This is a genomic window from Phenylobacterium sp. GW823-FHT02A09 (assembly GCF_058797775.1).
Map to the genome: position 1 here is coordinate 11905 of NZ_JBXAJZ010000003.1, position 18578 is coordinate 30482.

Genomic DNA, 18578 nt, shown 5'->3' on the forward strand with positions numbered 1-18578 from the left:
ATGACGAGTGAACACCCGCTGGTCTGGCCTGTCAGATCACATATGTTTGCAGTGGGCTGGGCCGCGCCCACGCTTGAAACCGGGCTCGGAGATACAAGGGCATGAGCACAGCTGCGCGCCTGGTGGTCGGCGTTTCGGGCGCCAGCGGCGTCGCCTACGGCCTGCGCGCGCTCGATGCGTGCCGGGATCTGGGCGTCGAGAGCCACCTGATCTTCTCGAAGGCTGCGGCCTTGACGCTGGCCCAGGAGACCGGGCTCAGCGTGACTGACGTCAATGCGCGGGCCGACGTGACGCATAAGGTCGGCGACGTCGGCGCGGCGATCTCGTCCGGCTCGTTCCCGACGCTGGGCATGATCATCGCGCCCTGCTCGGTGCGCACGATGAGCGAGATCGCCACGGGAGTGACCTCCTCGCTGCTGACCCGCGCCGCCGACGTGACGTTGAAAGAGCGCCGCCCGCTGGTGCTGATGGTGCGTGAGACGCCGCTGCATCTGGGGCACCTGCGCACCATGGTGCGGCTGGCGGAAATGGGCGCGGTGATCGCCCCGCCGCTGCCGGCCTTCTACGCCAAGCCGACGAGCCTGGAGGAAATGGTCGACCAGTCGGTCGGTCGGGCGCTCGACCTGTTCGGCCTGTCCTGGACGCCGGTGAAGCGCTGGGGACTCGATCTCAAGCCGCTGACCGGGGAGGGCTAGCGATGTCGCTGTGGGGCTGGACGCTGGAGGCCTATGCGCGCCCGGGCGTCCCTGAGGTCTGCGTGGAACTGCAGGACGCCTACGGGCAGAACACCTCCTACCTGCTGTGGGCGGTTTGGGCCGAAGGCGCGGACGCCGCGACCCTGCAGGCGGCGGCGTCGGCCGGCCGGTCCTGGGACGAGGCGGTGCTGAAGCCGGTGCGCGCCGTGCGCCGCACGCTGAAGGCGCCGTTCGAGGCGGTCGCCGACGGCGCGCGCGAGGGACTGCGCGAGGACGTCAAGGCCGCCGAACTGCGGGCCGAGCGGGTGCTGATGGAGGCCTTCGAGGCGCTGAGCGAACATCGCCGCGGCGGACAGCCGGCGCTGGCGGCGTTGCAAGCGGCTTCGCGCGCCTGGGGAGCGCCCGCCCCGGACGAGGCCCTGGCTCGCCTGGCGCGCGCCCTGGGCTAGGTCGTTAACCGCCGCCATGGCATAGAACGCGCCGTGACGTGGGGCCGCTAGCGTATGAACGACGACGACAGAAACGATCCCGAGGCGCGGCTGGCCGAGCGCCTGCACCTGCTGACGCAGGAACACGCCGACCTCGGCGTGGCGGTCGAGGCCATCGGCCAGGCGCCGGTGCCCGACATGATGGTCATCGCCCGCCTGAAGCGGAAGAAGCTGGCCCTGAAGGACGAAATCGAGCGCCTGAAGGATCAACAGACGCCCGACATCATCGCCTAGCCAGCGCCCCGCCCGCCCATCGAGGGCGGGCGTTTCTCGCGGCGCCCGTCACCCCATCTTGAAGGCGCAGAACTTGTTGCCGTCGAGGTCGCGGAAATAGGCGCCGTAGAAAGTCGGCATCCGCTTGCCGGGCTGGCCGTCGCACGTGCCGCCGGCGGCCAGCGCCGCAGCGTGGACCTCGTCGACGACCTCGGGCGAGGGGCAGGCCAGGGCGACCATCATGCCGTTGCCGATGGTGGCTTGCTCGCCGTCATAGGGCTTGCAGACCGCGAGGGCGCCGGCGCCCGGCGCGCCATAGAACTGGATGCGGTCCATGCCGAAGGACCGCGCGACGCCCAGCGGCGCCAGGACGGCGTCGAAGAACGCCTTGGACTTCTCGAAATCGTTCGCGCCGACAGTGGTGTAGCCGATCATGGTGTTTCCCCTTTGGTAGCTTTCGCTGGCTGCTTCATAGCAACCTGACGCGCGCGTCAGCGAAGGGAAAACGGGGCTCAGCGCGGAGGGAAACCCCGCGCTTCGCGCTTGCGAATGAACATGGCCGCATCGGCTTCGGCGACGAGCGCCTCGGCGTCGATCTCGGGCGAGATCTCGCGCACGCCGAACGAGATGTGCAGGGGCGCGGTCCACTCGCCGAAGCGGATCGGCGTGGCCTCGATCGCCTCGGCCAGCGAGCGGGCCTTGGCCTCGGCGGTCGGGCGGTCGGCCTGCACCAGGATGACCGCAAACTCGTCGCCGCCCATGCGCCCGACGACGTCGCTGTCGCGGACATTGGCGGCCAGCCGCTCGGCCACCGCGCACAGGCAGGCGTCGCCCGCGGCGTGGCCGTAGCGGTCGTTCACCGCCTTGAAGCCGTCGAGGTCGAAATAGACCAGGCTGGCGGGCGAGCCGTAGCGCTGGGCGAAGGTGCGGATGCGGCCCAGCTCGCGCACGAAGGCGCGGCGGTTCAGCAGCGGCGTGAGCGGATCGCGATCGGCCAACCCCTCGACCTCGCGCAGTTTCACCTTCAGGCGCGACACCTCGCCGCGCAGGTCGTCGATCTCGGTCAGCAGCGTGGCCAGCGCGCTTTGCACGGCCGGCGTCAGATCAGCCTCGCCGAGGCCCAGGAATGCGGTCTTGTCGATCGGGCCGGCCGCGGCGGCGGTCGCTTGAGCGCCGGCGTGAACCAACGCCCGCTTGCGGATCGCCGAGAAGGGTTCGCTGCGCGCGCCGGTGATCTTCATTGAGCCTCTCGCCCACCTCTAGAATCGGCAGGGAACCTTAAGCATCGAGAATCCTGAACGTCCTTGGTTGCGGGCGCAAGGCCGGCGCCTATACTCCGCGCCTTTCCGAGAGAAGGGGCACGTCGGAATGAGCGTAGGCAAGGCGCAAGTCGCCATCATCATGGGCAGCCGGTCGGACTGGCCGACCATGAAGGCGGCCGCCGACAGTCTCGACGCCCTGGGCGTGGCCTATGAGGCCAAGGTCGTCTCGGCCCACCGCACCCCCGATCGCATGTACGAGTTCGCCAAGGGCGCCAAGGCGGCCGGGTTCAAGGTGATCATCGCCGGCGCTGGCGGCGCGGCGCACCTGCCGGGCATGACCGCCTCGCTGACCGAACTGCCGGTGCTGGGCGTGCCGGTGGAATCCAAAGCGCTGAAGGGTATGGATTCGCTGCTGTCGATCGTGCAGATGCCCGGCGGCATCCCGGTCGCCACCTTGGCCATCGGCGAGCCGGGTGCGAAGAACGCCGGCCTTCTTGCCGCCCAGATCCTGGCGCTCTCCGATGAGGCGCTGGCCCGGCGGCTGGCCGACTTCCGCGCCCGCAACACCGCCGGCGTCGCCGAAACCGTCGAAGACTGAGAATTCACATGACCGCCTCTCCTCTGCCCCCCGGCTCGACGATCGGGATTCTCGGCGGAGGGCAGCTCGGCCGCATGCTGGCCCTGGCCGCCGGCCGGCTGGGCTTCGACGTCGCGATCCTGGATCCGGCGCCGAACGGCCCGGCCAGCCGCGTCGCCGCCCACACCATCGTCGGCGCCTATGACGATCCGGACGCCCTGGCCCAGCTGGCCAAGGTGGCCGATGTGGTGACCTACGAATTCGAGAACGTGCCGGCGCTCGCGGTCGAAAAGCTGACCGAGCTCGGCGTGCTGGTCGCGCCGGGGGCGCGGGCGCTGGCCGTCGCCCAGGACCGGGTGGAGGAGAAGACCTTCCTCAACGGCGCGGGCGCGCCGACCGTCGCCTTCATCGCCGCCGACGACGGCGAGGCCGCCCGTGAGGCGGTCGCCGCCATGGGCGCGCCGGCCCTGATGAAGACGCGCCGCGAGGGCTATGACGGCAAGGGCCAGATGTGGGTCGAGCACGCCGCCGACGCGCCCGAGGCGTTCAAGAAGGTCGGCGCCAAGCCGGTGATCCTGGAAGCTCCCGCCGACTTCGTGCGCGAGCTGTCGGTGATCGCCGCCCGCGGCCGCGACGGCGCGATCGCCGTCTATCCGTTGGCCGAGAACCACCACGAGAAGGGCGTGCTGCGCCGCTCGTTCGCGCCGGCCGAGGTCAGCAAGGAGACCGCCGGACAGGCCGAGCGCATCGCCGCCCAGGTGCTGACGGCGCTCGACTATGTCGGCGTGATAGGCATCGAGCTGTTCGAGCTCAAGGACGGCAAGCTGCTGGTCAACGAGATCGCTCCGCGGGTGCACAACACCGGCCACTGGACCATGGACGGCTGCGAGGTCGACCAGTTCGAGCAGCACATCCGCGCGGTGGCCGGCTGGCCGCTGGGCCCGACCCACGCCCACGCCAAGGTCGAGATGCTGAACCTGCTGGGCAAGGAGGCCGACGGCTGGGCCAAGCTGGCCGGCGAGCCGGAGACCCGCGTCCACCTCTACGGCAAGCGCGACGCCAAGCCGGGCCGCAAGATGGGCCACGTGAACCGGCTCAAGCCGCTGTGACGGCATTCCCTCCCCTTGTGGGAGGGACAGGCCGCGGAGCGGCCAGTGTGGGGGACGCCCGAAGGCCCCACCCGTCTCGCCGCTGCGCGACGATCCACCCTCATGGAGGGGAGGGAGAACAGGCCTTACGCTTCGGCCGGGATCGCTGACAGCGCTTCTTCCAGTTCCAGGAAGCTCGGCTGCGCGCCGCTGGGCACGCTGCCGCGGCCGATTTCGACCGAGATCTGCGCGGCGTTGCCGTGCAGGTGGGCGACCAGCACCGACTGGATGATCTTGTAGAAGGAGCCTTCCTCCTCGGTGATCTCCTTCAGGCGGGCGGCGATCGGGCCGACCAGGCCGTAGGCGAGGAACACGCCGAGGAAGGTGCCGACGAGCGCGCCGCCGATCATGCCGCCGAGAACTTCCGGCGGCTCGGTGATCGAGCCCATGGTCTTGATGACCCCGAGCACGGCGGCGACGATGCCGAGGGCGGGCAGGGCGTCGGCCAGGTTCTGCAGCGCGCCGGCCGGGGCCAGCGCCTCGTGGTGGTGCTTCTCCAACTGCTTTTCCATGGCGTCCTCGACCTGGTGCGGGTCTTCGAGGTTCATGGTCATCATCCGCAGGGTGTCGCAGATGAAGTCGATGGCGAAGTGGTCCTTCATGATCTTCGGGAAGCGCGAGAAGATCGTGCTCTCCTTCGGATTTTCGATGTGGCTTTCCAGGGCGATGACGCCCTTGGATTTCATGGTCTTGGTCAGTAGGAACAGCAGCGACAGCAGGTCGCGATAGTCCGAAGCCTTCCACTTGGGGCCGGCGAACACCTTGCCGAACCCGCCCAGCGAGCCCTTGATCACGGGAACCGAGTTCGAGATCAGGAAGGCCGCGACGCCCGCGCCCCCGATGGCCATCATTTCGTGGGGCAGGGCGTGCATGATCACGCCCATGTTGCCGCCCGAGATGATGTAGCTGCCGAACACCAGCGCGAAGAGCAGCACGATGCCGATAATCTGAAACATAGGAAGACGCAGTCCCCGCGGAATTCAGGCGGAGCATGGCCGTTAATGCTTAATGCCCGGTGTGCGCGGCCCTTGTGCGCTTTGAGGTTTGCGCATCCCGTCGGCGCGGCTTAACAGCCCTTCCATGCCCAAGTCCGCCGAAGAGCAGGAAGGCCTGCCCAAGAAGACGTTCGCCATTATTTTCGGCGTGTCGCTGGTGACCGCCATGGGGAACACCGGGATGATCTCGGTGCTGCCGGCGATCGGACGATCGATCGGCATCCCCGATCCGATGGTGGCGGCGATCTTCTCCCTCTCGGCTTTGCTCTGGGCGTTTTCCTCGCCCTGGTGGGCGCGCGCTTCGGACCGTCATGGTCGCAAGCCGCTCATGCTGATCGGGCTTTCCGGGTTCATGTTCTCGATGATCGCCTGCGCCCTGGTGGTGATGGCGGGGCTGCACAAGCTGGCGGCGCCGATGGTGATCTTCGTGCTCTTCCTGTTCGCGCGGGCGCTGTTCGGCCTCTTCGGGGCGGCGTCCAATCCGGCGACCCAGGCCTATGTGGCCGAACACACGCCCCCGGAAAAACGCACCCAATCGATGTCCAGCCTGGCCGGCGCGTTCGGTCTGGGCACCGTCATCGGGCCGTTCGTCGCGCCGCTGTTCGTGCTGCCGTTCGTCGGGCTGTCAGGGCCAATGCTTGGCTTCGCCCTGCTGGCCGGAGCGATGCTGTTCGTGGTCTGGAAGTTCCTGCCGGAAAGCAAGCACATGCCGGTCGCGCCGGTGAAAGCCGCGGTCGCCAAGGACGCCACCGGCGGTGACGGGACCAAAGAAAAGCCGATGTGGCGCGACCCGCGGGTCACACCGTTCCTGATCTATGGGTTCATCGTCGCGGTCTGCCAGACGGCCCAGGGCCAGACCCTCGGCTTCCTGATCATCGACAAACTCCAACTGTCGCCGCTGCAGGCGCAGGGCTTCATCGCCATCGCCATGATGTTCGGCGCCATGGCCGGACTGCTCGCCCAGTGGGGCATTATCCGGATGTTCGAGATGACCCCGCGCCAGCTGCTGCGCTGGGGCGTGGCGGTCGCCGCCCTCGGCAACGTCATCGTCGCCTTCCAGCCGACCTACGGGGCGGTCGTGGCCGGCTATGCGATCTCCAGCCTCGGCTTCGGGTTGGCGCGGCCTGGCTTCACCGCCGGCTCGTCGCTGGCGGTCGGCATGCACGAGCAGGCGCGCGTCGCCGGGGCCATCGCCGCGGTGAACGGGGTGAACGTGGTGCTCGCCCCGTTCTTCGTCTGGCTCTACGAGCGGATCGCCCCGGCGCCGTTCATCCTCTGCGGCGGGCTGATGGTGCTGATGCTGATCTACGCGTTCCGGAACGAGCAGCTGCGCAACGCCCATCCCCAGCCGGCCACCCGCGCCGACGCGGCGATGGCGACCCTGGAAAAGAGCGACGAGGGCGGGGTCTAGGCCCCCGTCCTCAGTTCGGCAGCGCGCCGGCCTCGACGTTCAGCCGTCGCACCATCTCCATCGACAGGTAGCCGTCGGCGATCAGGCCGCGCGACTTCTGCCAGGCCCGCAGCGCCGTACGCGTGTTGACCCCGACCACCCCGTCCGGCGAGCCCGGATTGAAGCCGAGCTTGGCCAGGGCGGTCTGCGCCCCGATGCGGTCGCTGATCGCCAGCGGCGTCTCGACCGGCCAGGGCTTCACCAGCGGCGCGCCGCCCGCGAAGGCGTCGGCCAGCAGGCCGATGCCCAGGGCGTAGGCCGTGGAGTTGTTGTACTTGCGGATCGCGAAATGGTTCGGGAACAGCAGGAAGATCGGGCCGCTCGCGCCGGCCGGGGCGACCAGCTGCGCTGGGGCCTGCTCGGCGGCCTTCCAGGGGCCGCCGTCGGCCGGCCTGACGCCCAGGGCTTCCCAGTAGGGCGGCGCCTCCTTGGGGCCCTCGGTCAGGCTGTAGTCGAAGCCGGCTGGCAGCACGACTTCGCGCGCCCACGCCTGGTCGCGGACCCAGCCGCCCTTAGCCAGCAAGTTGGCGGCCGAGGCCAGGGCGTCGTTGGGCGAGCCCCAGATGTCGCGCCGGCCGTCGCCGTCGCCGTCGACGGCGGTCGAGATGTAGTTGGAGGGCAGGAACTGGGTCTGACCCATGGCGCCGGCCCAGGAGCCCTTGAGCTGGGCGCGGCTGGCCTCGCCCGACTGGATGATCTTCAGGGTCGCGATCAGCTCGCCCTCGGCCCAGGCGCGGCGGCGGCCGTGATAGGCCAGGCTGGACATCGAGCGGACGACGTCGAAATCCCCCTGCACGGCCCCGAAGGCGCTCTCCATGGCCCAGACGGCGATGAGGATGTCGCGCGGGACGCCGAAGCGCTGTTCGATCCCCGGCCAGAACGGCAGGTCGTTGCGGTAGCGCTGGCCGCGGGCGATGCGGTCGGCGCTGATCACGCCCTTCACGTAGTCGCCGATCGGCTTGGAGAACTCGGGCTGGGCCGAGTCGAGGCTGATGATCCGCGGATTGGGCGTCAGACCGGCCATCTCGCGGTCCACCAGCGTCGCCGGCAGCCCGGCGGCGATCGCGCGGCCGCGGAAGTCGCTGCGCCAGGCGTCATAGCCGGCGTCGCCGGACGTTGTGGTCGGCGCGGGCGCGGCCGGCTGGGTCGCGGGCGGAGCCTGGGGCGGGGTTGGCGGCGGGGCGTGCGTCGGCGGCGGCGGGGCGGGACCGGCGCAGCCGGCGAGGAGCAAGACAAGAAACAGGCGACGGTCCATAAGGAGCAACCTAGCCGTGCCCCGGGCAGGCCTCAATCACAAGGCCGCGAGGGGGCTGCGACTATCTCGATGCGGCTGCAGCGTTGACTCTTCGAGCCCCGGCCCGTATACGCGCCCGCTCTGTAGATAACCCCGCCGGACCCGGTCCGGAGCCTTGAGATAGGTCCATGAAGGTCAGAAGCTCGCTTAAGTCGCTCAAGACTCGCCACCGCGACTGCAAGCTCGTGCGTCGCAAGGGCGTGGTCTACGTCATCAACAAGACCGACCCGCGCTTCAAAGCCAAGCAAGGCTGAGGCGACGAGGATGGCTCCCAAGGCCGTCCTCTGGGACATCGGTAATGTGATCGTGCGCTGGAATCCGCGCACGCTTTACCAAGAGATTTTCAAGGAACCGGCCGAATGCGACCGGTTCCTTTCTCATGTCTGCAACATGACATGGCACGTCGCCCACGATCTCGGGGTGACGTTCGAAGACAACCGCGCGCCGCTGCTCGAGCAGTTCCCAGAATACGCCGACGCGATCCACGCCTGGGAGACCCGGTGGTGGGACATGTTCTCGGGCCCCATCCCCGAGACCGAGGCGGCGATCGAGGCGCTGCACGCCGCGGGCGTGGCGCAGTACGGCGTGACCAACATGTCGCATGAGACCTTTCCCGGCACGGTGGCCATGAGCCCGGCCTTCAAGCGGCTGGCCGACTATGTGGTCTCGGCCCACGTCGGGCTGCTGAAGCCGGATCCGGCGTTCTACGCGCGGGCTTGCGACCAGTTCGGGTTGGAACCCGCCGACGTGCTGTTCTTCGACGACTCGGCGGCCAACATCGCCAGCGCCCGCGCGTTCGGCTTCGACGTCCATCACTTCACCGACCCGGCCGACGTTCGTCCGGCCCTGGAGGCCCGCGGCCTCCTATAGCGCCAGCGCCGGCCTGACCCGACACCCTCTTGCCAAATATACGAATGTTAGTTCACATTTGTATAAAGCGAGGCCGGCAGGGCCTGCGCGACACAAGGGGAAGGCGATGAGCAGGATGTTGGCGGCGGGTGCGATGGCGCTGGCCTTGACGACGGCCGGGGCGGCCGGGGCGCAGGACAGCGTCGGGGTGCGCGGGACTTGGGGACAGCCGGCGAATGCGCCCGGCGCCTTCCACAACATGGAGGAGCTGTTCCCCTCGCGGCGGATCGCGCCGGCCGCGACGCCGATGGCGCTGAAGGAACCGACCGCGCCGCTGGCCTTCACCTACACCTATCAGGGCAAGACCAAGACCCTGGAGGACTTCGCCGCGGCCACCCGCACCAGCGGCCTGCTGATCCTGCGCGGCGACCAGATCCTGCACGAGCGCTATTACATGGGCGCCTCGCCCGACAGCCGGTTCGTCTCGTTCTCGGTCGGCAAGTCGTTCGTCTCGACCCTGATCGGCATCGCGCTGGCCGAGGGCAAGATCCGCAGTCTCGACGATCGCATGATCGACTACCTGCCCGATCTGAAGGGCGGGGCCTACGAGAAGACCACCATCAAGGACGTGCTGGAGATGTCGTCGGGCACCGCGTTCGACGAGGAGTACACCAGCGCCAAGTCGGGGATCGCCGGCTTCCTCGGCCGCTTCGACGCCAACCAGGGCGGGCTCTACGACTATTCGCGCCAGTTCAAGTCGGCCCGCGCGCCGGGCGCCAAGTTCAACTACGCCAGCGCCGACACCGAGATCCTCGGCGCGCTGCTGACCAAGGCCACCGGCGTGCGGCCTGCCGACTACATGACCGAGAAGCTCTGGAAGCCGATGGGCGCCGAGGCCGAGGCCCGCTGGATCCTCGACCAGCCAGGCGACGCCGGCCGCGAGGTCGCCGCCGGCGGCCTGCTGATCCGGCTGCGCGACTACGCCCGCTTCGGCTACCTCGCCGCCCATGACGGCGTCGTCGACGGCCGTCAGGTGCTGCCCAAGGGTTGGATCGCGCTGGCCACCCAGCCGCAGCGCCCGCAGGTGCAGTACGGCAAGCTCGGTGACGGGCCGCTGGGCTACGGCTACCAGTGGTGGCTGATCCCGGGACCGGACCGCGCCTTCACCGGCGAGGGCATCTACGGCCAGTTCCTGATGGTCAATCCGGAGCTCGACCTGGTGGTGGTGAAGACCAGCGCATGGACCGCGGCCTGGGACGATCCGATGGCGCTGGAGACCTTCGCCATGTTCGACGCGCTGAGCGCCAGCATGCGGGCGCAGTCCCAGGCGCAGTGAGCGGCGGCGTGCTAGGAGAGGGGCGATGAGCACGACTCTCACCCCTCGAAAGCTGCCGACTCAGGCGCGCGCCAAGGCCCGCATCCAGCGGGTTCTGGACGCCACCCAGGCGATCCTCAACCGCGACGGGCCGGCCGCCCTGACCACCCCGGCGATCGCCGCGGAGTCGGGGGTCTCGGTCGGCTCGATCTACCAGTACTTCCCGAACAAGGAGGCGATCGTCCTGGCCCTCTACGAGGCGCGGCTGGCCGAAATCCGCGGCGAGGCGCGCGAGGCCCAGGACGACGGCGAGACCGACTGGCGGGCGTTCTTCCGGCGCTGGATCCGCCAGATCAAGGAGCGCGAGGAGGCGGTCGGCTACGGCCTGTCGATGAGCGCGGCGTTCGACCACTTCCCACGCCTGGCCGAGGTCGAGCCGGTTCACGCCCAGGAGATGGCCGACGGCGTCGTGATCCAGCTGAAGCGGTTCGGCTCCACCTGGCCGGACGAGGCGCTCTTCGACCTGGCGATCTACGCCTACTATCTGGACTCCACGACCTGGCGGTACTGGACGGTCGCTCAGCAGCGGCTGCCGCAGGGCGTCGAGCGGCTGGTCGAGACGGTGATCGCGCTGCTGGCCCCGGCGCTCGAGGGCGGGACGCCGCCGTCGCCGCCCTACGCGGCCCGGCGGTTCAGCCGTTCCTGACGAACTCGAGGAATTCCTGGCGGGTGCGCGGGTCGTCGCGGATCACCCCGGTCAGGCTGCTGGTGGTCAGGCGCGAGCCGGGGGTGTTCACCCCGCGCATGGTCATGCAGCTGTGCTCGGAGACGATGACCACGCCCACGCCCCGCGGCTGCAGGATGTCGTGGATGGCGCCGGCGATCTCGGAGGTCAGCTTCTCCTGGATCTGCAGCCGCCGGGCGAAGCCGTGGACCACCCGCGCCAGCTTGGAGATTCCGACCACGCGGTCGGACGGCAGGTAGCCGACATGCGCCTTGCCCAGGAAGGGCAGCATGTGGTGCTCGCAGAAGCTGACCACCCGGATGTCGCGCAGCACCACCAGCTCGTCGTAGCCGGCCACCTCCTCGAAGGTGCGTTCCAGATATTCGCGCGGGTCGCTCTCGTAGCCGGAGAACAGCTCCTCGTAGGCGCGGACCACCCGGCCGGGAGTGTCCAGCAGGCCCTCGCGGTCGGGATCGTCGCCGGCCCACTCGATCAGCGTGCGGACCGCGGCCTCGGCGTCGCTGCGGCTCGGGCGGGTGCGTGAATGGGGCATGGCGAAAACTCCGCGTCGATCCGTCTCAACGGTCGGCCAAGGCGAAGGTTCAGCAGGGCGGATGACAGGCGGCGGTCTCGCCGCTAGTTTCCGCCGCCTTTCCGCAAACCTCGAGCTGTGAGACGCTTAAGCCCATGTCCGAAGACAATTCCCACGGCGACATCCTGAACCAGGCCGCCCAGGGCCAGCTCAAGAGCATCATCGAGCGCATTGAGCGCCTCGAGCAGGAGAAGACCGAGATCGCCGAGCAGATCAAAGAGGTCTTCGCCGAGGCCAAGGGCAACGGCTTCGACGTCAAGATCCTGCGCAAGGTGGTCCGCATCCGTAAGCAGGACCGCGCCAAGCGGCTCGAGGAAGAAGCGATCCTCGACCTCTACCTCTCGGCGATGGGAGAGATTTGAAGCGAGCCCCGCCAGACCGGAAGGCGCAGGCCAAGCGGGCTGCGCTCAACGCCCTCAAGCGCGTTCGCCGCCAGGCCGAACGCGCGGAGGTCGAGCTTTCCGATTGGGAGGGGGAGTTCCTCGGCTCCGTCGAGGACCGCGTGAAGACCTACGGCCGCGCCTTCGGCGATCCCGAAAAGGGCGGCGCGGGCGAGGCGCTCTCGGTCATGCAGACCGTGAAGCTCAAGGAGATCGCCGCCAAGGCGAAGGGCGAGAAGACGCCCTTCCGGCGGCGACCCAAGCCTTATTCGGAAGATTGATGCCTAATTGCTCCCCCGCTGGGGGAGCTGTCCGCCGAATGGCGGACTGAGGGGATTGCTGACGCAGCAGGCCCCCTCCGTCGCGCGTCGCGCGCCACCTCCCCCAGAAGGGGAGGAATTGAATCGTCCCTAAGCCACCGCGGTGGCGTCGTCCTCGCCGCCGGCGCCCTTGACCGCGTCTTCCAGGCCCTGCTCGCGGACCTTGCGGTAGAGGGTCGAGCGGCCGATGCCGAGGCGGCGGGCCACCTCGCTCATGTGGCCGGCATAGATCTCGATGGCCAGCGCGATCAGGTCGCGCTCGATCTCTTCCAGCGTCCGCAGATGGCCGCGGTGGTCGAGGATGCGGACCGGCGCGTCGGCCGGCATCTCGGCGACCAGCTGTTCGGCGGTCGGCAGGCTGATCGGCCGCTGGCTGGCGACCGCCTCGACCGCTTCCGGCGGCGGCGCGGCGACGCCCGAGATGGACGGGAAGTCGAACGGCTGCAGATAAGGCGCATCGGCCAGCACGATGGCGCGATAGACCGAGTTCTCCAGCTGACGCACGTTGCCCGGCCAGTCGTAGCTGGTCAGGAAGGCCAGGGTCTCGGCCGAGGCGCCGACCACGCTCTTGCCCTCTTCGACGTTGAAGCGGCGGATGAAGTGGTCGAGCAGGGCCGGGATGTCCTCGCGGCGTTCGCGCAGGGCCGGGGCCTCGATCGGGAAGACGTTGAGGCGATAGAACAGGTCCTCGCGGAACAGCCCTTCCTTCACGGCCTGGGCCGGATCGCGGTTGGTCGCCGAGACGATCCGCACGTCGACCTTGATCGAGCGCTTGGAGCCGATCGGATCGATCTCGCTCTCCTGCAGGGCGCGCAGCAGCTTGACCTGCATGTCGAGCGGCAGTTCGCCGACCTCGTCGAGGAACAGGGTGCCGCCGTTGGCCTCCTGGAACTTGCCCAGGTGCTTGTCGGTGGCGCCGGTGAAGCTGCCCTTCTCGTGGCCGAACAGGATGCTCTCGACCAGGTTCTCGGGCAGGGCGCCGCAGTTTACGGCAACGAACGGCTTGCCGGCGCGGTCGGACGAGCCGTGCACGGCGCGGGCGATCACTTCCTTGCCCACCCCGCTTTCGCCGGTGATCAGGATCGGGATCGACGACTTGGCCGCCCGCTCGCCCATGCGCTTGACCATGGTCATGGCCGGCGAGTTGCCGACCATGTCGGCGAAGCTGGTGCGTCCGGTGGCGTGCTTCTTCAGCCGGTCCACCTCGCCCTTCAGCGCGCCCATCGACAGCGCGTTGCGGATCGAGACGATGATCCGCTCGGGGCTGGCCGGCTTGATGAAGAAGTCGCTGGCGCCGGCCTGCATGGCCTGGACGACCGTGTCGATGCCGCCGGTGGCGGTCAGCACGATCACCGGCTGAGCGAAGTTGCGCGCGCGCATCTCCTTCAGCGTGTCCTGGCCGCTCATGCCGGGCATGACGAGGTCGAGCAGAACGATGTCCGTCGAGGCGCCCGACTGCAGGCGCGCGATCGCCGCATCGCCGTTCTCGGCGTGGGCCACGGCGAAGCCTTCGCGTTCCAGCACGGCCTGGATCAGCCGGCGTTGCGTCGGGTCGTCATCGACGACGAGGACCGTCTTGGTCATTTGAAACACCCACACCTGGAATCGGACGCTCGTTTCGCCGATGGCTTGGTCGAACGAGGCTCTTGTTGCCTCGGATTGATACATGGGCGGGGTAAAGGCCGGGTTTCGGAGTCCTGAGTCGGGGGTTAACGGCCCGATGGCCGTGTTCCAGCTCCCGACTTCCGAATAACCCGGTTCTGTGTTCAGCTTCTTCTGGGACTCGTCTGACGCGTACTCGTGAGTGGGTAGGAGTGGGCTGAGTTGAACCTTCGCACCTTCCTGAACGAACTGAAGACGCGCAACGTCGTGCGGGTGGCCGGGGTCTACACGGTCACCGCCTGGGGCGTGTTCCAGGTCGCCAGGACGGTGTTCGAAACCTTCGAACTGCCCAAGTGGCTGTCGGTCGGCACCCTGCTGCTGCTGGCCGTCGGCCTGCCGCTGACCCTGATGCTGACCTGGGCGTTCGAGCTGGGACCCGACGGGACCATCCGGCGCACGCGGGCCACGGGCGGCGATGCCCCCAAGCGCATGAACTGGATGGATTGGACCGCGCTCGCCGCGATCGGCGCCGGCGTGGTGATCTTCGTGGCCAGCGCCATCGGCCTGGCCGGTTCGCTGCGCGGCGGTGAGGGGCCCGGCCTGACGGCCGCGCCCAGCAAGTCGGTGGCGGTGCTGCCGTTCGCCAACTTCAGCGCCGCCAAGGACGCCGAGTATTTCGCCGACGGTCTGACCGAGGAGGTCACCAACAGCCTGGCCCAGGTGCCGGATCTCAAGGTCGCGGGCCGGACCTCGGCCTTCTATTTCAAGGGCAAGAACGAGGACATCCGCGAGATCGGCAAGAAGCTCAACGTCGCCCACGTGGTCGAGGGCAGCGTGCGGCGTTCGGGCGACCGCCTGCGGGTCACCTGCCAGCTGGTCAGCGTCAAGAACGGCTTTCACCTGTGGTCGGAGACCTACGACCGGCCGATGAACGACGCCTTCGCGATCCAGACCGAGATCGCCGACGGCGTGGCCACCGCGCTCAAGGTCGAGCTGCGCGCCGGCGGCGGCGAGGCGGCGGTCGCGCGCCAGGCGCAGCGCGATCCGGAAGCCTATCGCCTGGAGGTTGTCGCCAAGGGCCAGTTGCGCCGCCGCGGCAAGGACCATGTGATGGCCGCCCAGGCGATCTATCGGCGGCTGATCGACATGGAGCCGGGCAACGCCGACGTCCGCGCCGCCTACGCCTACACCACCGCTTATCTGGCCCAGAACCACCTGGAGGGCGACTTCAGCCCAGCGGTGCGCAGCGCCGAGGAACAGATCGCCAAGGCGCTGGAGATCGATCCGCAATCCTCGTCCGCCTACATCGCCAAGGGGATGGTCGCGGCGATCCGCTTCATTCGCGAAGGTTCGGCCCAGGCCGAGGTCGACGCCGAGACCGCCTACAAGCGCGCCGTCGATCTGGCCCCGCGCGATCCGGAAGCCCTCAGCCTCTATGGCGACTTTCTCGCAGCCCGGCGGCCGCAGGAGGCGGTGACCTATCTGCGGCGCGCGCTGGAGATCGATCCCCTCGACCGCATCGCCAACAACGCCCTGGCCGGCTCCCTCGCCGCCACCGGCCGTCTCGACGAGGCCGAACAACGACTGCGCGCCAATATCGAGCTGTTCCCCGAGTTCATCGACGCCAAGGAACAGCTCGGCGACGTGTTGATCGAGCAGGGACGCCTGGACCAGGCGGTGGTCTGGTACCGGATGGCGGCCGAGCCGCAGACGGATCCGGCCTCGTCGATCCAGCTCGCCAACCTCTATTTCAACCTGGGTCTGCCGGCCGAGGCCGACCGCGCCTTGACGCCGTGGACCGACCACCCGGTGGTGGGGCCGGTGGCCCAGGCTGTCCGCCTGATCATCGCCGGGGACTTCAACGGCCTGGCGACCCTGTCGCGCGCCAAGCTGGCCGAGCCGGAGGCCGATCCGCTCTGGCACAGCGGGCTGGCGCTCGCCTCGTCGCAACTGGGGCAGTACGACCAGGCGCGGGCCGAGTGGCTGGTGATGTCGCCCGAGCTCTTCGCGCCTTCGCCCAAGGTCTCCACGCGCCTGGCCAACGAAGCGGTCGACGCGGCCTATGTGATCGACCGCACCGGCGACAAGGGACAGGCCCGGCGCATCCTGCTGGCCATGCTGGCGGCCACCGAGCCCAAGCCCGGCCTGCGCCAGCCCAACGGGCGGCGGATTGCGCGGGTGAAGGCCTATGTGATGCTGGAGGATCGCGACCGCGCTTTGGCCGAGCTGCGCGCGGCGATCGATAGCGGCTACCGCTCGCTCTACGACCTCGACCTGTTCACCCGGCTGGACGCCTATCCGATGATGGCGCCGATCCGCGGCGACCCGCGCTTTCGCGCGATGATCCGCGAGGTCGAGGCCGACAATCGCCAGATGCGCGAGGCTCTGCAGTCCAGCGCTCCGCCGGTCGGCCCGCCGCCGCGCCGCTCCTAGGTGCGGATGCGCTCCAGCAATGCGCGCAGGGTCGCGACCTCGTCAGGCGTGAACCCTTCGGTCAGGTCGCGGTCGTGCGCACGCACCAGATCCACGATCTTCGGCAGCCGCGTGCGCCCGTGGTCGGTCAGGTGCAGCGCGTGGGCGCGGCCGTCGCCCGGGACCGGCCGGCGCTCGATCAGGTCCTGCGCGGCCAGGGCGTCGACGATCGCCAGGGCGCCGGAGCGGGCGATGCCCATGATCGCCGCCAGCTCGGTCTGCTTGAGCCCTGGATTGGCGTCGATCAGCACCAGGGCCGAGAAGCGCTGGGTGGTGACGCCTTCGGGCCCAAGGCGGGCGTCGAAGGCCTCGGTCATACGGATCTGCGCTCGGCGCAGGCCATAGCCGATCAGTTCGTCCAGCACCCCATAGTCGACGCCTGGCCGCCGCGGTTCGAACCGTTCGCTCATCGCATCGCCTCCACGCCCTGCGTTCATCGCCGTTCGCGGCGGGGCATTGAAGTCGAAATCTATATTGTTATGGTGCATAACAATATCCGGGCGCGGAATGCGTACGCCAGGGAGGCGACGATGAAAGCGATCATAGCCGGCGCCGGCATCGGCGGTCTGGCCGCCGCCCTGGCGCTCCACGCCGACGGGCATGACGTCACCGTCTTCGAGGCCGTCCCGCAGGTGCTGCCGCTCGGCGTCGGCATCAATCTTCTGCCCCATGCCGGCGACGTGCTCGCCGAGCTCGGCCTGATGGATGCGCTGGCGGCCCAGGCCGTGGCGACGCGCGAGCTGGTCTATTTCAACCGCCTGGGCCAACGCATCTGGGGCGAGCCCCGGGGCCGCTTCGCCGGGTATGCGACGCCGCAGCTGTCGCTGCCGCGCGGCGTCCTGCAGTCGGTGCTGCTGGAGGCGGCGCGTGAGCGCCTGGGGCCGGACGGGGTCGTGTGCGATCGGCGACTTGCGCGCTTCACCCAGGACGGCGCAGCGACCTTTGTCTCGGCCTCGGGCGACGAACATGCGGCGCAAGGCGACGTCCTGATCGCCGCCGACGGCATCCATTCGACGGCGCGGGCGGCCTGGTTTCCGCAGGAGGGGCCGCCCGTCTATTCGGGCCGCACGCTCTGGCGCGCCACGACCCTGGCCACGCCCTTCCTGACCGGCGCGACGATGATCATGGCCGGTTGGCAGGACCAGAAGTTCGTCGCCTATCCGATCGGTCCGGTGCAGGCCGACGGGCGCCAGCTGATCAACTGGATCGCCGAGCTCAGCCTGCCCCAACGGCTGCGCCGCGAGGACTGGAACCGGCGCGGGGCGCTGGAGGATTTCCTGCCGCAGTTCGAGGACTGGCGCTTCGACTGGCTGGACGTGCCCGGCCTGATCACCGGCGCGCAGGCGGTCTTCGAATATCCGATGGTCGACCGCGATCCGCTGCTGCGCTGGACGCACGGCGCGGTCACCCTGCTCGGCGACGCCGCCCATCCGATGTACCCGATCGGCTCCAACGGGGCGAGCCAGGCGATCCTCGACGCGCGTGCCCTGGCCCGGGCCCTGGCCGCCGCACCCGACGCTGCGAGCGGCCTGGCCGCCTACGAAGAGGCGCGCCTCGCGCCGACCGCCGCCATCGTCGTCGCCAATCGCGGCAATGGCCCCGAACAGTGCATGCAGCTGGCCCACGAGCGCGCGCCGCAGGGATTTGAGCGCATCGAGGACGTGTTCGCGGCCGGCGAGCTGGAGGCCATCGCCGCCCGCTACAAGGCGCTGACCGGACTGCGCCCCAAGGAGATGCAAGCATGACGCCGGAACTCTCGCCGCTGATGATGCTGGAGGTCCTGGTCGGGGCCCCGGTCTCGGTCGACGCCTCGTCGCACGGCCGGCGCTTCATCCCGATCATCGGCGGAACCGTCGGCGGGGGGCTGGACGGAGTGGTGCTGCCGGGCGGCGGCGATTGGCAGACCCTGTGGCCGGACGGGCGCATGGACATCGCCGCCCACTACGTCCTCGACATCGCCGGGCAGGGGACCGTCGAGGTCCGCTCGGAAGGTCTGCGTCACGGCCCGCCGGAGGTGCTGGCGGCGCTGGCCCGCGGCGAGGCGGTCGATCCGGCCAGCTACTATTTCCGCACGTCGGTGCGGCTGCGCACCGCCGCGCCGGGGCTGGAGCGGCTGAACCGGCTGCTGGCCGTCGCGGTCGGCGACCGCGCCGCCGATCGGGTGCGGCTGAGCGTCTACGAAATCGGATAGGGGACAGGACG

Annotated in this window: 22 protein-coding genes; 15 read left to right on the forward strand and 7 right to left on the reverse strand. The window is 69.2% G+C overall.

Features of this window, described 5'->3' with window-relative positions; all coding sequences use genetic code 11:
- The first annotated feature begins 101 nt into the window (after window positions 1-101).
- From AC1Q87_RS12680 to AC1Q87_RS12690, 3 genes are read left to right on the forward strand one after another with little or no spacing between them, the layout of a single operon-like run.
- A complete protein-coding gene (locus AC1Q87_RS12680; protein ID WP_492609296.1) occupies window positions 102-695 on the forward strand; it encodes a UbiX family flavin prenyltransferase in 594 nt (197 codons plus the stop codon).
- A gap of 2 nt (window positions 696-697) precedes the next feature.
- Window positions 698-1144: a TIGR02444 family protein gene (locus AC1Q87_RS12685; protein ID WP_492609297.1), complete on the forward strand. Its 447-nt coding sequence runs from the start codon at window positions 698-700 to the stop codon at window positions 1142-1144.
- Window positions 1145-1198: 54 nt separating this feature from the next.
- Window positions 1199-1417 carry a YdcH family protein gene (locus tag AC1Q87_RS12690; protein WP_492609298.1) on the forward strand — a complete coding sequence of 73 codons (219 nt, stop codon included), beginning with the start codon at window positions 1199-1201 and terminating at the stop codon, window positions 1415-1417.
- Window positions 1418-1465: 48 nt separating this feature from the next.
- Here the strand turns inward: AC1Q87_RS12690 and AC1Q87_RS12695 are convergent, their stop codons facing one another.
- The gene (locus AC1Q87_RS12695) at window positions 1466-1831 is read right to left on the reverse strand and encodes a VOC family protein (RefSeq protein ID WP_492609299.1); all 366 of its coding nucleotides are present in this window, start codon (window positions 1829-1831) and stop codon (window positions 1466-1468) included.
- Between the two features lie 77 nt (window positions 1832-1908).
- Complete coding sequence (locus tag AC1Q87_RS12700) at window positions 1909-2637, reverse strand: GGDEF domain-containing protein (protein WP_492609300.1); 729 nt, start codon at window positions 2635-2637, stop codon at window positions 1909-1911.
- 127 nt (window positions 2638-2764) lie between these two features.
- On the opposite strand from AC1Q87_RS12700, the gene purE reads away from it, so the two are divergent.
- Both purE and AC1Q87_RS12710 read left to right on the forward strand, forming a co-directional pair.
- Complete coding sequence (gene purE / locus AC1Q87_RS12705; RefSeq protein ID WP_492609301.1) at window positions 2765-3256, forward strand: 5-(carboxyamino)imidazole ribonucleotide mutase; 492 nt, start codon at window positions 2765-2767, stop codon at window positions 3254-3256.
- An 8-nt stretch (window positions 3257-3264) separates the two neighbouring features.
- Window positions 3265-4344, forward strand: coding sequence for a 5-(carboxyamino)imidazole ribonucleotide synthase (locus tag AC1Q87_RS12710; RefSeq protein ID WP_492609302.1), 1080 nt, complete (start codon window positions 3265-3267; stop codon window positions 4342-4344).
- A 125-nt stretch (window positions 4345-4469) separates the two neighbouring features.
- Here the strand turns inward: AC1Q87_RS12710 and motA are convergent, their stop codons facing one another.
- Window positions 4470-5339, reverse strand: coding sequence for a flagellar motor stator protein MotA (gene motA, locus AC1Q87_RS12715; protein WP_183776976.1), 870 nt, complete (start codon window positions 5337-5339; stop codon window positions 4470-4472).
- A gap of 124 nt (window positions 5340-5463) precedes the next feature.
- Here motA and AC1Q87_RS12720 point away from each other — a divergent pair, with 124 nt between their 5' ends.
- Window positions 5464-6789: an MFS transporter gene (locus AC1Q87_RS12720; protein ID WP_492609303.1), complete on the forward strand. Its 1326-nt coding sequence runs from the start codon at window positions 5464-5466 to the stop codon at window positions 6787-6789.
- Window positions 6790-6799: 10 nt separating this feature from the next.
- Here the strand turns inward: AC1Q87_RS12720 and AC1Q87_RS12725 are convergent, their stop codons facing one another.
- Entirely contained in the window at window positions 6800-8083 is a 1284-nt protein-coding gene (locus AC1Q87_RS12725; protein WP_492609304.1) for a lytic murein transglycosylase, read from the reverse strand.
- A 167-nt stretch (window positions 8084-8250) separates the two neighbouring features.
- Here AC1Q87_RS12725 and ykgO point away from each other — a divergent pair, with 167 nt between their 5' ends.
- The 4 genes from ykgO (at window position 8251) to AC1Q87_RS12745 (ending at window position 10992) form a co-directional block, all read left to right on the forward strand.
- Window positions 8251-8376 carry a type B 50S ribosomal protein L36 gene (ykgO, locus tag AC1Q87_RS12730; RefSeq protein ID WP_056023006.1) on the forward strand — a complete coding sequence of 42 codons (126 nt, stop codon included), beginning with the start codon at window positions 8251-8253 and terminating at the stop codon, window positions 8374-8376.
- A 10-nt stretch (window positions 8377-8386) separates the two neighbouring features.
- Window positions 8387-8992, forward strand: coding sequence for an HAD family hydrolase (locus AC1Q87_RS12735; RefSeq protein WP_492609305.1), 606 nt, complete (start codon window positions 8387-8389; stop codon window positions 8990-8992).
- Window positions 8993-9098: 106 nt separating this feature from the next.
- The gene (locus AC1Q87_RS12740; protein WP_492609306.1) at window positions 9099-10307 is read left to right on the forward strand and encodes a serine hydrolase domain-containing protein; all 1209 of its coding nucleotides are present in this window, start codon (window positions 9099-9101) and stop codon (window positions 10305-10307) included.
- Between the two features lie 25 nt (window positions 10308-10332).
- Window positions 10333-10992: a TetR/AcrR family transcriptional regulator gene (locus tag AC1Q87_RS12745; protein ID WP_492609307.1), complete on the forward strand. Its 660-nt coding sequence runs from the start codon at window positions 10333-10335 to the stop codon at window positions 10990-10992.
- Here AC1Q87_RS12745 and folE read toward each other — a convergent pair.
- Complete coding sequence (folE, locus tag AC1Q87_RS12750; protein WP_436059919.1) at window positions 10979-11563, reverse strand: GTP cyclohydrolase I FolE; 585 nt, start codon at window positions 11561-11563, stop codon at window positions 10979-10981. The two genes, AC1Q87_RS12745 and folE, sit on opposite strands and share 14 nt — an antisense overlap.
- Window positions 11564-11697: 134 nt before the next feature.
- Between folE and gapR the strand changes: the two genes are divergently transcribed.
- Window positions 11698-11964, forward strand: coding sequence for a nucleoid-associated protein GapR (gene gapR, locus AC1Q87_RS12755; protein ID WP_492609308.1), 267 nt, complete (start codon window positions 11698-11700; stop codon window positions 11962-11964).
- Entirely contained in the window at window positions 11961-12263 is a 303-nt protein-coding gene (locus tag AC1Q87_RS12760) for a hypothetical protein (protein ID WP_492609309.1), read from the forward strand. Before gapR ends, AC1Q87_RS12760 begins: the two co-directional genes overlap by 4 nt.
- Window positions 12264-12392: 129 nt before the next feature.
- Here AC1Q87_RS12760 and AC1Q87_RS12765 read toward each other — a convergent pair whose 3' ends face one another.
- Window positions 12393-13886: a sigma-54-dependent transcriptional regulator gene (locus AC1Q87_RS12765; protein ID WP_492609310.1), complete on the reverse strand. Its 1494-nt coding sequence runs from the start codon at window positions 13884-13886 to the stop codon at window positions 12393-12395.
- Between the two features lie 240 nt (window positions 13887-14126).
- Between AC1Q87_RS12765 and AC1Q87_RS12770 the strand changes: the two genes are divergently transcribed.
- Window positions 14127-16337, forward strand: a complete 2211-nt coding sequence (locus tag AC1Q87_RS12770; protein WP_492609311.1) for a tetratricopeptide repeat protein — start codon at window positions 14127-14129, stop codon at window positions 16335-16337.
- Here the strand turns inward: AC1Q87_RS12770 and AC1Q87_RS12775 are convergent.
- On the reverse strand, window positions 16334-16786 hold the full coding sequence (locus AC1Q87_RS12775; RefSeq protein ID WP_492609312.1) for a MarR family winged helix-turn-helix transcriptional regulator: 453 nt from the start codon (window positions 16784-16786) through the stop codon (window positions 16334-16336). The genes AC1Q87_RS12770 and AC1Q87_RS12775 overlap by 4 nt on opposite strands.
- Window positions 16787-16906: 120 nt before the next feature.
- Here AC1Q87_RS12775 and AC1Q87_RS12780 point away from each other — a divergent pair, with 120 nt between their 5' ends.
- Both AC1Q87_RS12780 and AC1Q87_RS12785 read left to right on the forward strand, forming a co-directional pair.
- Window positions 16907-18121: a flavin-dependent oxidoreductase gene (locus AC1Q87_RS12780; RefSeq protein WP_492609313.1), complete on the forward strand. Its 1215-nt coding sequence runs from the start codon at window positions 16907-16909 to the stop codon at window positions 18119-18121.
- On the forward strand, window positions 18118-18567 hold the full coding sequence (locus tag AC1Q87_RS12785) for a DUF3237 family protein (RefSeq protein ID WP_492609314.1): 450 nt from the start codon (window positions 18118-18120) through the stop codon (window positions 18565-18567). The genes AC1Q87_RS12780 and AC1Q87_RS12785 overlap by 4 nt, the downstream gene beginning before the upstream one ends.
- The last annotated feature ends 11 nt before the right edge of the window (window positions 18568-18578 follow it).